12 protein-coding genes and 1 pseudogene are annotated in these 14,781 nt (G+C 67.2%); 10 read left to right on the forward strand and 3 right to left on the reverse strand.

Going from position 1 to position 14,781, the window contains the following annotated elements:
• Position 1 precedes the first annotated feature (1 nt).
• The 6 genes from ACTWQA_RS53060 (at position 2) to ACTWQA_RS53085 (ending at position 6,566) form a co-directional block, all read left to right on the forward strand.
• Positions 2-1,141: an FAD-dependent oxidoreductase gene (locus ACTWQA_RS53060; protein WP_443166435.1), complete on the forward strand. Its 1,140-nt coding sequence runs from the start codon at positions 2-4 to the stop codon at positions 1,139-1,141.
• Entirely contained in the window at positions 1,138-2,157 is a 1,020-nt protein-coding gene (locus ACTWQA_RS53065; RefSeq protein WP_443166436.1) for an amidohydrolase family protein, read from the forward strand. Before ACTWQA_RS53060 ends, ACTWQA_RS53065 begins: the two co-directional genes overlap by 4 nt.
• A gap of 10 nt (positions 2,158-2,167) precedes the next feature.
• Positions 2,168-3,106: a VOC family protein gene (locus tag ACTWQA_RS53070; protein ID WP_443166437.1), complete on the forward strand. Its 939-nt coding sequence runs from the start codon at positions 2,168-2,170 to the stop codon at positions 3,104-3,106.
• A gap of 164 nt (positions 3,107-3,270) precedes the next feature.
• Entirely contained in the window at positions 3,271-4,230 is a 960-nt protein-coding gene (locus ACTWQA_RS53075) for an MBL fold metallo-hydrolase (RefSeq protein WP_443166438.1), read from the forward strand.
• A gap of 14 nt (positions 4,231-4,244) precedes the next feature.
• Complete coding sequence (locus ACTWQA_RS53080; protein WP_443166439.1) at positions 4,245-5,189, forward strand: fumarylacetoacetate hydrolase family protein; 945 nt, start codon at positions 4,245-4,247, stop codon at positions 5,187-5,189.
• 168 nt (positions 5,190-5,357) lie between these two features.
• On the forward strand, positions 5,358-6,566 hold the full coding sequence (locus tag ACTWQA_RS53085; protein ID WP_443166440.1) for an amidohydrolase family protein: 1,209 nt from the start codon (positions 5,358-5,360) through the stop codon (positions 6,564-6,566).
• Positions 6,567-6,587: 21 nt separating this feature from the next.
• Here ACTWQA_RS53085 and ACTWQA_RS53090 read toward each other — a convergent pair.
• Both ACTWQA_RS53090 and ACTWQA_RS53095 read right to left on the reverse strand, forming a co-directional pair.
• Positions 6,588-7,057, reverse strand: a pseudogene (locus ACTWQA_RS53090) (transposase); the annotation flags it as partial.
• Positions 7,058-7,356: 299 nt separating this feature from the next.
• Positions 7,357-7,818, reverse strand: coding sequence for an NUDIX hydrolase (locus tag ACTWQA_RS53095; RefSeq protein ID WP_443166441.1), 462 nt, complete (start codon positions 7,816-7,818; stop codon positions 7,357-7,359).
• Positions 7,819-7,835: 17 nt separating this feature from the next.
• On the opposite strand from ACTWQA_RS53095, the gene ACTWQA_RS53100 reads away from it, so the two are divergent.
• Complete coding sequence (locus tag ACTWQA_RS53100) at positions 7,836-8,093, forward strand: fumarylacetoacetate hydrolase family protein (RefSeq protein WP_443166447.1); 258 nt, start codon at positions 7,836-7,838, stop codon at positions 8,091-8,093.
• A gap of 431 nt (positions 8,094-8,524) precedes the next feature.
• Here the strand turns inward: ACTWQA_RS53100 and ACTWQA_RS53105 are convergent, their stop codons facing one another.
• A complete protein-coding gene (locus ACTWQA_RS53105; protein ID WP_443166442.1) occupies positions 8,525-9,787 on the reverse strand; it encodes a family 16 glycosylhydrolase in 1,263 nt (420 codons plus the stop codon).
• 1,480 nt (positions 9,788-11,267) lie between these two features.
• Between ACTWQA_RS53105 and ACTWQA_RS53110 the strand changes: the two genes are divergently transcribed.
• Genes ACTWQA_RS53110 through ACTWQA_RS53120 form a run of 3 tightly spaced genes read left to right on the forward strand, consistent with a single transcriptional unit; the run spans position 11,268 to position 14,472 of the window.
• Positions 11,268-12,632 carry an ABC transporter substrate-binding protein gene (locus ACTWQA_RS53110; protein ID WP_443166443.1) on the forward strand — a complete coding sequence of 455 codons (1,365 nt, stop codon included), beginning with the start codon at positions 11,268-11,270 and terminating at the stop codon, positions 12,630-12,632.
• 8 nt (positions 12,633-12,640) lie between these two features.
• Positions 12,641-13,585, forward strand: a complete 945-nt coding sequence (locus ACTWQA_RS53115) for a carbohydrate ABC transporter permease (protein WP_443166444.1) — start codon at positions 12,641-12,643, stop codon at positions 13,583-13,585.
• Complete coding sequence (locus ACTWQA_RS53120; protein WP_443166445.1) at positions 13,582-14,472, forward strand: carbohydrate ABC transporter permease; 891 nt, start codon at positions 13,582-13,584, stop codon at positions 14,470-14,472. The genes ACTWQA_RS53115 and ACTWQA_RS53120 overlap by 4 nt, the downstream gene beginning before the upstream one ends.
• Positions 14,473-14,781: the final 309 nt, after the last annotated feature.

The raw sequence follows: 14,781 nt of genomic DNA on the forward strand, positions 1-14,781 counted from the left end.
CATGACAGATCCCCGTCCTCGCAACGTCCTCGTCATCGGCGGTGGCGCGTCCGGCAACGCCGTGACCGTGCTGCTGCGGCGGGCGGGCACCACCGTGGACCTGATCGAGGCACAACCCGACTGGAACGTCCTCGGCTCCGGCATCACCCTGCAGGGCAACGCGCTGCGCGTCCTGCGCGAACTAGGCGTATGGGACAAGGTCTGCAAGACCGGTTACGCCTTCGACTCCGTGGGCCTGGCCGCGCCCGACGGGAGGGTGTTCCACGTCCAACAGGGCATCCGGACGGGTGGCGAGGATCTGCCCGCGACCGCCGGCATGCAGCGGGCACAGCTTCAGGAGATCCTGTGCGAGGCCGTCCGCGCCAGCGGCGCGAGCGTGCGCCTCGGCACCACCGCGAACGAGCTGATCCAGGACGGGACCGGTGTCACCGTCCGTTTCAGCGACGGCACCGAGGGGCGCTACGACCTCGTCATCGCCGCCGACGGCCTCAACTCCGCCACCCGCGCCATGATCGGCATCAGCGACAAGCCCGAGCCGACCGGCATGGCCATCTGGCGCGTCGCCACGCACCGCCCCGAGGGCGTGGAGCGCTCCGACCTGATCTACGGCGGCCCCTGCTACATCGCCGGTTACTGCCCCACCAGCCAGAACACCATGTATGCCTACCTCGTGGAGGCCAACCGCGACCGCACCGCCATCGACCCTGCCTCATACGCGGAGGAGATGCGCCGGCTGGCCGCGGGCTACGGCGGCGTGTGGCCGGAGATCGCCGCGAGCATCACCGACCCGGCCAAGGTCAACTACACGTGGTTCCACCGGCTGCTCGTCGAGGGCGCCTGGCACCGCGGCCGGGTCGTCCTGATCGGCGACGCCGCCCACGCCTGTCCCCCCACCCTCGCCCAGGGCGCGGCCATGTCGCTGGAAGACGCCTCCGTGCTGGCCGAGATGCTGAGCGAGGAGCAGGACTGGAGTTCTCTGGACGCCCTGCTGACCGGCTTCTACGAACGCCGGATCGACCGTGTCCGCATGGTGGTCGAGGCCTCGGTGCAACTCGGTCAGTGGCAGCTGGACGGCGTCCGGAACGCCGACATGCCCGGTCTGATGCACCGCACGATGTCCGTCATCAAGGAAACCCCGTGAACTCCGTGAGTCCGCTGAGCAGCGCACCCACGATCGACGTGCACGCGCACGTCCTGCTCCCGCGGATCGAGGACGCCGTCGCAGGACACCCCGCCCTGGCCGCCGCCCGCGCTCTCGAGGCCCGCCGCAACGGCCCCGAGGCCCTTGCCGTCAGCGGCCCGATGTTCCGCGACCGCGTCCCGAAACTGACCGACGTCAAGGCCCGGCTCGCCGCGATGGACGCCTCCGGGATCGACGTCCAACTGGTCTCGCCCTCCCCCACGCACTACCACTACTGGGCCGAGGAGGCCCTGGCCCGCACGGTCTGGGAACAGGCCAACGCCGGCACCGCCGAGCACGTCGCCCAGGCCCCGGAACGACTGCACGGCCTCGGCCTCGTCCCACTCCAACACCCGGCCCTCGCCGTCGAAGCGCTCGACCACGCCCTCGGCTTGGGCCTGCGCGGTGTCGAGATCTCCAGCCACGCGCCAGGGCGTGAGCTGTCGGACCCCGCATACGAACCGTTCTGGAAGCGTGCCGAGGAAACCGGGGCGATCCTCTTCCTGCACCCCTTCGGCTGCACACTCGACGAACGCCTCGACCGCTGGTACCTGTCCAACACCGTCGGCCAGCCCGCCGAGAACGCCGTCGCGCTCTCCCACCTCATCTTCTCCGGCGTCCTGGACAACCATCCCGGGTTGCGCGTCGTCGCCGCCCACGGCGGCGGCTACCTGCCCACCCACATCGGCCGCTCCGACCACGCCTGGCGTGCCCGCACCGACGCCCGCGGCTGCGCGCACCCGCCCAGCAGCTACCTCAAGCGGCTGTACTTCGACTCCCTTGTCCACGACCCGCACGTCCTGCGCGAACTGATCCGGGTGGCCGGCCCCGACCGGGTGCTGCTCGGCTCCGACTTCCCCTTCGACATGGGCACCGACGACCCGCTCGGCGCGCTGCGCGCCGTCGAGGACCTACCCGATCCCCACTTCCACGCCGTGCGCGGCGGCAACGCGGCAGCGCTGCTGTGCCTCACCTGAGGAGTCCGACATGACCAACCGTCTACTCACCCATTTGCGGCACGTCGACCTCGCCGTGCCGGACTACGACAAGCAACTCGACTTCTACGCCGGCGTCTGGGGCCTGACCAAGGTCGCCGAAGACTCCGGCATCTCCTTCCTGGCCGCCGAGGGCTCCCCCGAGCAGTACATCGTCCGGCTCCGCAAGGCCGGGGAGAAGCGCCTCGACCTCATCTCCTACGGTGCCGCGAGCCCCGCCGACGTGGACACGCTCGCCGAGCAACTGCTCGCGGGTGGCGTGCAGTTGATCTCCCAGCCCGGCAAGCTCGACACCCCCGGCGGCGGCTACGGCTTCCGCTTCTTCGACATCGACGGCCGCACCATCGAGGTCTCCGCCGACGTCGAGGCACGCAAGCACCGCCGTGTCGAGGAGAAGGAGGCCATCCCCGTCCGTCTCTCGCACGTCGTCCTGAACTCCACCGACATCAACGCCACCCGCGCCTGGTACGAGCAGCACCTCGACTTCCGGCTGTCCGACACGATGAGCATCCCGCACATGGGCGAGCTCATGCACTTCATGCGGATCAGCAACCAGCACCACTCCATGGCCATTGCCCGCGGCCCGCACACCTCCCTGCAACACCTCTCCTTCGAGATGCGCGGCATCGACGAGTACATGCGCGGCTCCGGCCGCGTGATGCGCTCCGGCGCCACCAAGATCTGGGGCCCCGGACGGCACATGGCGGGCGACAACACCTTCACGTACTTCCTCGACCCGCACGGCAACACCGTGGAGTACACCACCGAGCTCGAAGAGCTGGACGAGGACACCTGGCACCCGCACATCTACGACCTGACGAAGCCCGAGAACGCCGACCAGTGGGGCACGGCCAACCCAATGAACGAGATGATCGCCAAGGAGATGCACAACGACGTCGACCGCGGCGTCTTCGTCGCTCCGCCGGTCTGACCCCCCTGCCCCGGGCTCGGCGCACTCCCCGCTCTGCCATGCCCCCGCGCCCCCGGCCTGTGCCAACTCACCCAGATCCTGAGGATTGCCATGCGTTTCGCCAGGTACGAACAGCACGGTCGCCGCCGCGTCGCCACCGTGAAGGACGACGGACAGGCCGGGTCATGACCGACACCCCGGACACGAACTCCGCTCCTCCTCCCACAGCGGACGCGGCGGAACTCCAGGAGTTGCTTCCCGGGATCCACGCCTGGGTGCAGCCGGACGGGACCTGGTGGGTCAACAACGCCGGCGCGGTGGCCGGCGACGACGGGGTCCTGGTGATCGACACCTGCGCCACCGCGGCTCGCACCCGCCGGTTTCTCGACGCCGTGGACACGGCCACCGGCGGGGCGCCCGTCCGGCTGGCGGTGAACACCCATCAGCACGGTGACCACACCTACGGCAACAGCCTCCTCCCCTCCGCGACAGTGATCGTCGGGCACAGCCGGATGCGGGAAGGGCTTCAGGCCGACCCGATCATCGACGGCTGCCCACCGCTGTGGAACCCGGTCCCGGACTGGGGGCCGGTGGCCCGCAGGCTTCCCGACATCTCGGCCGGCTCCGCACTCACCCTGCACGTCGCAGGTCGGCGGATCGAGCTGCTGCACCCCGGCCGCCCGGCGCACACCACCGGAGATCTGATCGCCTGGCTGCCCGAAGAACGCGTGCTGTTCTCCGGCGATCTGGTGTTCGCCGGACTCACCCCGCTGGTCTTCATGGGCTCGGTGGACGGGGCCCTCGCCGCGGTCGACTGGCTGGAGTCCCTGCAACCCGACGTCGTCGTCCCCGGCCACGGCCCGGTCCTCACCGGCACCGGCATCACCCGGGTCCTGGACGAGCACCGCCGCTATTACCGGCTCGTCCTCGACACCGCCCAGGACGGGCTCTCCCGGGGTCTGACGCCCCTGCAGGCCGCCCGCCAGGTCGACCTGGGCGAGTTCACGGGCTGGGCCGACGCCGAACGGATCGTGCTCAACCTGCACCGCGTCTACGCCGACCACGCCGGCCGGGACCTCGACGTGATCGCCGCCTTCGGGAACGCGATCGCCTGGCTCGGCCGCCCGATGCACACCTCCGTCTGAAGGGAAGCGCGACTGTGCGGTTCGTGACCTACGCCGACGACGACGGTGATCGGGTCGGCGTCCTCCACCACGACCAGGTCCATCCCCTGGGTCGCGGCGTCACGATGCTCGGCCTCCTGCGCGACGGCACCCTGCGGGCGGCCGGTGAGCAGGCCCTGGCCGCTCCTGCCGCGACCCGGGCGGTCAGCGACCTTCGGCTGCGCGCGCCGATCCCCGATCCTCCCGCTGTGCGGGACTTCATGACCTTCGAACGGCACGTCGAAGGTGTCTCCAGACTCGGCGGAACCGACGCGACCGTCCCCGAACGCTGGTACGAGGCACCCGCGTTCTACTTCACCAACCCCTACGCGATCCTCGGCCCCGCCGACGACGTCCCCGTCCCGCCCGGCAGCCGGATGTTCGACCTGGAGCTGGAGGTCGCCGCCGTCATCGGCCGCACCGGCCGCGACATCCACCCCGACGACGCCGACGCCTACGTTGCCGGCTACACCATCCTCGTCGACTGGTCGGCCCGCGACGTCCAGTTCGCCGAGATGCAGGTCCGGCTCGGCCCCACCAAGGGCAAGGACACCGCCACCACCCTCGGACCGGTCCTGGTCACCCCCGACGAGCTGCAACCCTGGCGCACCGACACCTCGTTCGACCTGACGATGACCGTCGAGATCAACGGCGAACGGCTGGGGCAGGACCGCTGGTCGTCCATGGCGTTCTCCTACGCCGACATGATCGCCTACGCCTCCCGTGGCACCGAGATCCGCCCCGGCGACGTCCTCGGCTCCGGCACCTGCGGCGGCGGCTGCCTCGCCGAACTGTGGGGTCGCGAAGGCCTGAACGCCCACCGCCCCCTGCAACCCGGCGACGTCGTCACCGTCACCGTCGAACAACTCGGCACCCTGACCACCCGCGTCGTGCCAGGAGTCGAGCCGATTCCCATCCCACCCGCACGACGGGGCCGGTAGGCCCAGTCTGTCCGGAACGGCGACCCCGTGGGGTCGCCGTCGCCCGCCTAGCCGAACAGACGGTCACCACGCCCCCGAACACCCTTCGGCGGTCATCCTGCCGGTCCGGCAGACGTCGTAGCCGTGAAGCCCGAACCAGTACACGTCCAGCATTGCGAGGGGAGTCCGATGAACGAGTTCGTCATCGTCGGTGCGAAGGTGTTCGACGGCGAGAAGAACCTGGGCCAGGTCGACGTGCACGTCGCCGACGGCGTCATCGTCTCGGTGGGTGGGCCGCGTGTCACCGGGGTGGAAGTCGTCGACGCCACCGGCGCAACTCTACTGCCGGGCCTGATCGACGCACACACCCACACAGATGCCGCGATGCTGCGCCAGGCGCTGACCTTCGGCGTCACCACCGAACTCGACATGGGCTCGGTCCCCGCCACCATGATTCCGCTGCGCGCCGAGGTCGAGGCCGACCGGACTTTCGCGGACGTGCGGAGCGCCTCCTTTTCGCTCACCCACCTCGACGGCCACCCTCATCAGTTCCGGAAGGGCCTCAACGATCCGGTCTGGCCGACCGCGACCACCGTGGCGGAGGCGGCCGGGTTCGTCGACGACCGGATCAGCGAGGGCGCCGACTACATCAAGCTGATAGCCGAAAGTGGCGGGGCGTTCGGCTTCCAGTTGCCGCACGTACCACTGGAGATTCACGCCGCCGTGATCGCCGAGGCGCACGCTCGCGGGAAGATGGTGATGGCCCACGCCATGACGCTGCACGAGACCGAACAGATGGTCGACGCCGGCGCCGACGGCCTCGCCCATCTGTTCGCCGACACGGCCCACACCCCGGAGATCGTCGACCGCATCGCAACCGCGAACGTGTTCGTGGTGCCGACACTGACTCCCCTTGCCTCCATCGTCGGGCTGTCGCACAGCACGGACCTGGCGCAAGATCCCCGCGTTGCGGGAAAGCTTTCGCCGGAATTGCGGGCGCACCTCTCCGACACGTTCGGCGGCTTGCCCGCCTCGCACTTCGACATGGCACTGGCCACGATCGCAGCCCTGCGCCAGGCTGGGGTCGACGTGATCGCAGGCACCGACGCCGCGGCCCTGGCCGTGCGTGGCGTGACCCACGGAGCAAGTCTGCACGGCGAGCTGCAACTGTTCGTACAGGCCGGTTTCAGCCCCGCCGAAGCCCTGCGCTCGGCGACTTCACTGACAGCACGACGGTTCGGCCTCCACGATCGGGGCCGCGTCGAGCAACGCCTGCGGGCAGATCTCGTCCTGGTCGACGGTGATCCCACCACGACCATCAACGACAGCCTGTCGATTCGCGCGGTCTGGCGACAGGGCACCCGCCTCGCGGCCGCATCCACGCTCAGCTCCCGGTGAACCCGCCGGGAGCGACGAGGGCGTGTCTCCTAATTCCGGGATGCGGTGCGAGTGGTCATGATTGTTGCGGCGAGTAGGACGCCGCCGAGGAAGGTCAGGGCGTACTTGTCGTAGCGGGTGGCGATGCCGCGCCACTGCTTCAGGCGGTTGAATGCCCGTCCATGGTGTTGCGCTGCTTGTAGATCTCCTCGTCGAACGTTGGTGGGCGGCCGCCGGCCGAGCCTTTCTTCTGCGGGCGGCGATCTGGTCACGCCGTTCGGGGATGGTGTGCTTGATCCGGCGTCGGCGCAGTTCGCGCCGGGTTGAAGGGTGCGAGTACGCCTTGTCGGCCAGCAGCCGGACCTCCGGCGGCTCGGCATCGGTGTAGCCAGACGCGAAGTAGTCGTCCAGCACGGCAGCAACTGGGGATTGTCCCCACCTTGTCCGGCGGTCAGTCGCGCCGCGACCAGGCCACAGGCCGCATCGGCCAGTGTATGGATCTTGGTGGTCAGCGAGACAGCTCTGTTCGCCGACTACTGCGTCGTACGTGCCCGAGTAGCCGGGACGCAGTCCAGCCCGGCGACGACCGCTGCGACAAGCGGTTGTTCCGCACGGCGAAACGCCCACTTCTGCACTGCGCATCGCGCCCCTGAATTGCGGGTGTCGATGTCGCAAACTCCGTGTCCAGCGGCTTCCGTGTGCACCCCCTGGGATAGCCCACGATGGCGGCGGCGGGCGGTCAACGCTCCACATGGGGCGCTGACCGGCCACAATCGGACGAAACACCTCCGCTTGCGTGCTGGGCAACCCGTCAGGCCAGCACCGAGCGCGGTTGTTCGGCCCAGCCGAGCAGGCCGAACGGGACGCCGTCGAGGTAGGCACGGATTCCGGCGAGCGGGTACGGGATGACGTCGTCGGGCAGGTTGTCGAGCGGGAACCATTCGACGGCCGAGCACTTGTCGGGCTCGCGGTTGTGCGGCTCGCCGGACCAGCGACGAGCCTCGAAGAACACGCCGAGCCGCGGCACCGGCCCCGCCCCGGCGACGTGCACGGTGTGCGCGTGCCGCAGGTCGGCCGGATCGATGCGCACGCCAACCTCTTCGGCGGCATCGCGCGCCGCGCCGACCGACAGCGACTCGTCGGCGTCGAGCTTGCCGGATGGAAGGTGCCACATGCCCCCGCCGTAAGCTCCGCGCCGCTGGATAAGCAGGAGATCGGCGCCGTGAACGAGCAGGACGTGCACGTCAATGAACGTGTGCTGGCCGTTGGGCATCCGGCGAGATCCTCACACTGGACTTCGAACTCGAAGTAGCCGCCATCATCGGCCGCGAGGACTGCGACCTCACCCCGGAACAGGCCCGCGACCACATCATCGGCTACACCATCTACAACGACTGGTCCGCCCGCGACCTCCAAGCCCGCGAGATGCAGGTCAGCCTCGGCCCCTGCAAGGGCAAGGGCACCGCCACCACCCTCGGCCCGTACCTCGTCACCGCGGACGAACTGGAGCCGTACCGCGACAGCGACGGATTCCTGCGCCCGCACTGACCGACCGCCGCAGCAAGCGGGTTCTGTCCCTCCTCCAGGAAGATCCCGGCCGCTCCTGGCGACCCCGGGACATCGCCGGCCACCTGGGCGACATCACTTTGGGCACCATGTACCGGCAGCTCTCACGATGGGCCAAGAACGGCCTCATCCTCAAGATCAGCCCCGGTCTCGACACCGCCGCGACACACATGCCGACGCCCTTGCCAAAGCCGCGGAAACGCTAACTACCCGGCCTTGGGGGAAGCTCACAGGTAGGTATGGGCATCTGGGACTCGTGCATTCATGATCAGTCACCTTCCATCCTGCGCATGCGCTCAGCCGGTGCGGTCTACCATGGGCGAGGCGGCCCTGGTCGGGTTCGCAGGCTCACACCGGGTTTCCTCTCGCGTTCCCGATGCGACCGGGCAGTCCGCAGCCAGCCGCGCGCCCTTTCATTCAAAGGCCCAGACTGTGCTGGCGTCGGTCGCGCCTGTGTTCCATTTCACCTCGCCCGCCGAAGTCGCGTACATGTAGTCGCGGCTGACATGGCCGTTGGTCAGGCGGTGGCCTCCGGGGGCCGACTCGAATCCCCAGAGCGAATCGGCGATGATTTCACCGGAGTTCCAGATGACGGCGTTGTTCGTCGCGTCGCTGTCCAGGTAATACCTCCCTGTTCTGGCGTTCCTGATCGCCCACGCGCCGGAGGATTGCTGCGTGACGACCCAGTCCTGGTCGTCGTAGGAACTCGGGGCCGCGACGATCAGCGCGCCGTTCGCCTCGGAGTCCAGGTACCTGCCCGTCGCCACGTTCCGGATCTTGTAGGTGGCGCCGCTCACGATCGGCGCGTCCGCCGCTTTGCGGTAGGCACGGAAATAATCGACGACGAATTCTCTCGGCCTGGGGTCCGCGGGATCGACGTTTCCGGTCCAGCCCGCGTTCTCGTAGATGCCCAGCAAGAACACCGCGCCGTAGGCGGGAGACGCGTTGATGGTTCTCGTCAGGACATTGTCCACATACAGCTTGAGTTGCGTCGGTGTCCACTCGAGACCATAGATGTGCATCTCGGTCGTCATGTCGAATCCAACGGAGATCGTGTTGCTGGATTCCACTAAGTTGGGGTCGGACCACTTGTGCAGGCTGTAGAGAAAGCTGCGCCCCATCCGGCCCGGGTGTTCCATGACGTCGATCTCCCCGGTCTGGGTCGACGTGTCCTGCCTGCCTGCCGTCCAGAACGCGGTGTGGATCCCGCTTCTCGCCGAGCTTTTCGCGCGGATTTCGAAGTACCCGTACCGGGGGGTGTACTTCATGATGGTGGGGATCGAGTGATGGAAAGGAGAGGTCTTGTGCAGACCGGTCCTCTGCCCGGTCTGGATGCTGGAGACCTTCATCGGGTTGCCGTCGGCGTAATAGGCCGGCTGGTCGTCGTCGATGCGCAGGACGAGGGCGTTGTCGCGGAATCCGTACCGCGCCCTGGATCTTTCCTCGGTCGTCCGCGACTCGAAGTAGTTGGTGATCCACAGGCTCGTGTCGAGGCTGCCGTTGAACTCGTCGTTCCGATCGAGAATCCAACCAGGTTTCTCCAGCGGGTTCGGCGGAATATCAGCTGCTTGGGCGGGTTGCGCGGCCGTGGCGTTGAAGATGAGAGCCGAGGCCAGCAGCGAGAGGATGATCCCTGATCGGGTAAGTCGTTGAATGCCTGAGTGCGTACTCACCATGGGTTGCGACCGCCTTTCGATGGTCAAACGGCTGCGCAGCGAATCACCTGGACATGCGCGTTGCTGCAGTAGCCGTGTGGCCAGGGACTCCGGGAAATCCTTCGCCGCCTGGGCCGGAGTGTGCTCTCAACCGCGTTGGGCGTGAGCGAAAAGGCGTTGGATGGCTCGCCCGCAGAGGCGGCGGACAACGTCTCTGCAGGTGCCGCATCGGACCGGTCAACAGCTCGGAAAACGCATTCCGCATTGTGCAAACAGACAGCGGCGATGTCAAGAGCCGACGTTGCCGACAGACGGCGTGGCCGATCCGACCAGCGATAGCAGGGGCGCCAGGCTTCCGGGGAAGGCTGCTGGCACCTCCGGCGCGCTATACCGGCGAGAGGCGCCTGAAGAGCAGTCTTTGGGAGCGTTCACAGAGTAGAAAGTGGCTCTTTCATCGGCTACATGCTCGCTATCAGGGCTTTTACTGCGAATCCAAGAGTGGGCCTTTCGATACGTCGGCCCGTGCGTTACTGTGCACGTTCACAGAACCTCATTCAGCCTGTGAGGAGGACATGTGGCCGCGCTGCCAGCCCATCTGCGGCTTCGCGCGAGATCACCGCCACGCCCGCCGCGGGGCATGCGGCGACACTGCATCCACCTGACTGCGACCGTCGGTACGGCCGGCGCAGGGCGACAAGAGAGCGGCTCATGCGGACACGCCGCTCCCGAGGCACGGGCACAACCGAGCTGTCCGCCTTGCCCGCAGCAATCGGCGGAACCGCCCCCTGCATTGCCAGCCACGCTGCCTGGCCCAGTCTGCGCCTGCCGAACTCCCCGACAGCCTTTCACCATGGCCGCCGCGGTGTTCTCCCTGAGGCCCCGGTACGGCACGCCGGTCAGCCCGGATCTCTCCCCTCCAAAAGGAAGCCCACGACGCGTTAGCCATCGAAGTCTGGCCCCTCGCGGCAGGGCCGACGTCGCGATATCTGCAATTAGAACGATATAACGACTGTGAGGGTACGTGCGTTAGCGTCGGGCCCGCCAAGGAGCCCCGCATTCCAGTGGCGCGTGGATGCTCACGTCGGCAATGGATAAGTCGCTGGGAACGTTCACAGACCTCATCAAACCTGCGAGGAGGACACGTGGCCTCACCCTCACCCAAGCCTGCGGCTTCCCAGCCGATCCCGGTCACGCCGCATCGCAGCCCACGTAGTGCCATGGCCTCCGCTCGACCGTGACCGTCGACACCGGCCCCCGGCACAGCGACACCAGGGCTGCTCGAGCGGACCGATCACCCGCTCGCGGCGCAGAGCGCTAGCGCCAACGGGTCAGTTTGTCATGCCCGTCCTCCGCCCCTGAGCACGACCTCCTTAGGAGGGTCCCATGAAAAAGATCTTGGTGGCGTTTGCGTTACGCGCCGCCGCGACCGTTCTCCATCACAACTGGAGCGAGCACTGTGAACGCTCATAGCGAATTCCCACTGGTTGGCGGAGGGAAGCCCATGTTTGACGGACGTATCAGCCGACGCCGCCTCCTGAGCAGCTCGGCCCTACTCGCCAGCGCCGCGGCGGCGACACCATTGCTCGGAGCGTGCAGCGCCAGCTCAGGCCGCTCGGGCGGCCCGTCCGTCGACAGCAAGACCGTGACGCTCACCGTCATGTACAAAACCGACGAGCTGACGAAGGCGCACATCGCCGACTTCGAGTCCAAGAACCCCGGAATTAAGATCAACTTTGTTGAGTACGACAGCACGCGGCTCAACGCGATGCTCGCCTCGAACGAGCCACCGGACTTCGTGCGCGCGGTGGCGGTCGGCAGCTCGAGCGCCAACGCCCAGGAGCTGTACACCGCGCTGGACCCGTACATGGCGAAGAGCAGCGTGTTGAAGCCGGAGCACCTGCTGTCGGTCAACGACAGCTTCCGATGGGACGGCACGCGGAGCGGCCAGGGCCCGTACTACGGAATCGTCAAGGACTGGAGCCAGGACGCCACGCTCTGGTACAACCGAGCACTTTTCGAGGAAGCAAAGATCCAGCCGCTGAGCACGACCGAGCCGATCTCGTACGACGAACTGTTGGAGATCGGGAAGAAGCTGACCAAGAAGAGCGGCGGCAAGACTAAGGTCTACGGCCTCGGGGTGGAGTGGGCCTGGGGCCTGTCGGCGCCGATCATGATGATGATCCTGCAGCAGGGTGGCCAGGTGTACAGCGCGGACCTGACCGAGACCGACATGACCACGCCGGAGGCGTTGCGAGCGCTGAAGTGGTACGTCGACTTCGCCCAGGCCGGCGTGGGGCCCACCGCGCTCGACCCGGCGCCGGACGGTGCCGACCTGTCGCTCTTCCTCGCCAAGCGGATGGCGATCACCCAGGACGGCTACTGGTACGGCGGCAACTTCGTCGAAGAGTCCGACGAGATTAAGAACAACGTCGCGATGGCGCCCGCGCCGGTGATGGGCGACAAGCGCATCAGTCCCACCTACGTGGGCTGGGGTGCGGCCATCCCTTCGAAGGCCAAGCACAAGGACGAGGCGTGGAAACTCATGGAGTACTTCATGGCCGGCCCGCCATCCGAGGAACGGGCGAAGAGCGGCTGGGGCATTCCGGCCCTGAAAGCGCAGCTGTCGATGTTGCCGCAGGAGCTGCCGTACCAGAAGCAGGCGTACCAGACCCAGCAGGCCGAACTTCAGTACGCCGGCCAGTTGCCCGACTCTCCCTACATGGTCGCATCCGACGGCTGGAACACCGTGCTCGACAAGCAGCTTCAGCGGGCCATCAAGAAGGAGATCATCGTCGAGCAGGCCGGCAAGGCGATCACCGATGAGGTCAACAAGCTGCTGAAGCAAGGCAAGGACCAGATCGGCTAGTGGTCGCTATGGCAACGGAAAGGGCGAGGCGTGGGCGGCCCCGCTGGAAGCGGCATTCCAGCGGGACGTTCTACCTGTTCGTCTCGCCCTGGGTACTCGGCTTCGCGCTGCTCACCGCGCTACCGCTCGGCTACGCGCTCGCGATCAGCCTGACCAACTTCAACGGCCGCAGCGAACGTTGGCGCTGGGTCGGCTTGCGCAACTATGCCGAGCTCATGGGTGACGCGGAGGCCATCGCCAGCCTGGTCCGCACGCTCGCGTACACCGCGATCGCGGTGCCGCTCATGGTGGCCGGCGGGCTCGGTCTGGCGGTGCTGCTCAACCAGCGGCTGAAGGCCGTCGGCCTGTTCCGGACGATCTTCTTCCTGCCGTCGGTCGTCCCGGTGGTCGCCATGGCGATCATGTGGAAGCTCATCTTCAACCGAGACGCCGGCATTCTCAACGCCATCCTCGAGAAGATCAGCATCGGCCCGATCGCCTGGCTGGTCGACCCGAACGCGTTCTACGCGCTGATCATCCTCACCCTGTGGGGACTCGGCGGCGGGATGGTGATCATGCTTGCCGCCCTGCAGGGCGTACCGGCCGAACTGGAAGAGGCGGCGCGCGTCGACGGCGCCACCCGCTGGCACGTGTTCCGCCACGTCACCGTGCCGATCATCTCGCCGGTCATCTTTTTCCAAGTGGTGACCGGCATCATCGCCTCCCTGCAGATCATCATCCAGCCGATGCTGCTGGCCCAGACGGCCCAGGTCGGCAGAGTGTCCGAGGTGCCAGAAAGCACACACCTGTACATGGTGCAGGTCTATCAGGAGTTCTTCGTCAATAGCCGGTATGGCTATGGCTCCGCGATGCTCTTTGTGTTCTTCCTGGTCATCCTGGCCATCACGCTCTTCGTGCAGCGGTCAAGCCGGCTATGGGTCCACTACACGGTCGACAGAGAGGCCGACCGATGACCATCACGAAGATCCCCACCCCAGCGCCCACAGTCAGCACGCGGCGGCGGGCCCGGCGCCCTCGGCGGCCCGCCAAGACGGCCGGTGCCTATCTGCTGCTGATGACGCTCGCGATACTGTTCGCCGGGCCGTTCGCCTGGCTTGTGCTGGCCGCCTTGAAGACCAAGGCGGAGTGGGTGTCGATCCCAGCCAAGCTCCTGCCCGAGGCGCCGCGGTGGGACAACTTCACGCATGCTCTCACCGAAATCAACTTCGCGGCGTACCTGGGGAACTCGATGTTCCTCTCGTTCCTGTACGCGATCCTGGTGACTTTCTCCAGCGCGGCGGTCGGCTTCGGTTTCGCCCGCCTGCGCGGGCGCGGCAAACGCCCGCTGTTCGTGCTGTTGCTGTCCACCATGATGCTGCCGCAGATTCTGACTCTGATCCCGACGTACGTGTTGTTCGCCCGAGTCGGGCTGATCAACACGTACTGGCCATGGGTGCTGTGGGGCCTGGCCGCCTCACCCTTCCTGGTGTTCCTGTTCCGCCAGTTCTTTGCCGGCATCCCGGCCGAACTGGAAGACGCGGCCATCATCGACGGTTGCGGGTACGGCCGCATCTTCCTGCAGATCTTCCTGCCGCTGTCCCGGCCGGTGCTGTTGACCTCCTTCCTGCTCTCGTTCACCTGGATCTGGGGCGACTACCTCGGACCGGCCCTGTTCCTCGACCCCGACCAAACCACATTGTCCGTCGCCATCTCCGCCTTCTACCTCGACCCGCATGGCAACCCCGACTCCACGGTGCAGGCGGCGGCCGCCGCCCTTTACGTGGTGCCCGTTCTAGTGATCTTCCTGTTCGCCCAGCGTTACTTCATCCGCGGCGTTGTCAGTTCGGGTTTGAAGGGATAACCCACGACGCGCCTCACTTCGATTTTGGTGGCGGCGATGACAGCTGCCACCATGACCGCGCCGTCGCTGGCTTGTGGTCGCACGTAGGGGTTGGTGCTCATGCCAGTGACAGTCAAAGGCATGAGCACCTCACCGCAACCCCACATCTACGTCCGCTGAGCACCAAACGGTGAGGGCGCCCGGGGCCGCCCCCACCGCTACCCCCTACACGGAGGCATCATGTCCATGCAACGACGTACCTTTCTCACGCTGAGCGCCGCAGCAGCGGGCGTTACCCTGCTCGGTTCCAGAACGGCACACGCAGATCCC

The organism is Nonomuraea sp. 10N515B, assembly GCF_052245915.1.
Lineage (GTDB): Bacteria > Actinomycetota > Actinomycetes > Streptosporangiales > Streptosporangiaceae > Nonomuraea.

Bases quoted from the DNA above. Each gene is read 5' to 3' on its own strand.
- ACTWQA_RS53060 (WP_443166435.1), top strand. From the start codon at position 2: ATGACAGATCCCCGTCCTCGCAACGTCCTCGTCATCGGCGGTGGCGCG.
- ACTWQA_RS53070 (WP_443166437.1), top strand. From the start codon at position 2,168: ATGACCAACCGTCTACTCACCCATTTGCGGCACGTCGACCTCGCCGTG.
- ACTWQA_RS53075 (WP_443166438.1), top strand. From the start codon at position 3,271: ATGACCGACACCCCGGACACGAACTCCGCTCCTCCTCCCACAGCGGAC.
- ACTWQA_RS53085 (WP_443166440.1), top strand. From the start codon at position 5,358: ATGAACGAGTTCGTCATCGTCGGTGCGAAGGTGTTCGACGGCGAGAAG.
- ACTWQA_RS53095 (WP_443166441.1), bottom strand. From the start codon at position 7,818: ATGCCCAACGGCCAGCACACGTTCATTGACGTGCACGTCCTGCTCGTT.
- ACTWQA_RS53105 (WP_443166442.1), bottom strand. From the start codon at position 9,787: ATGGTGAGTACGCACTCAGGCATTCAACGACTTACCCGATCAGGGATC.
- ACTWQA_RS53110 (WP_443166443.1), top strand. From the start codon at position 11,268: ATGTTTGACGGACGTATCAGCCGACGCCGCCTCCTGAGCAGCTCGGCC.
- ACTWQA_RS53115 (WP_443166444.1), top strand. From the start codon at position 12,641: ATGGCAACGGAAAGGGCGAGGCGTGGGCGGCCCCGCTGGAAGCGGCAT.
- ACTWQA_RS53120 (WP_443166445.1), top strand. From the start codon at position 13,582: ATGACCATCACGAAGATCCCCACCCCAGCGCCCACAGTCAGCACGCGG.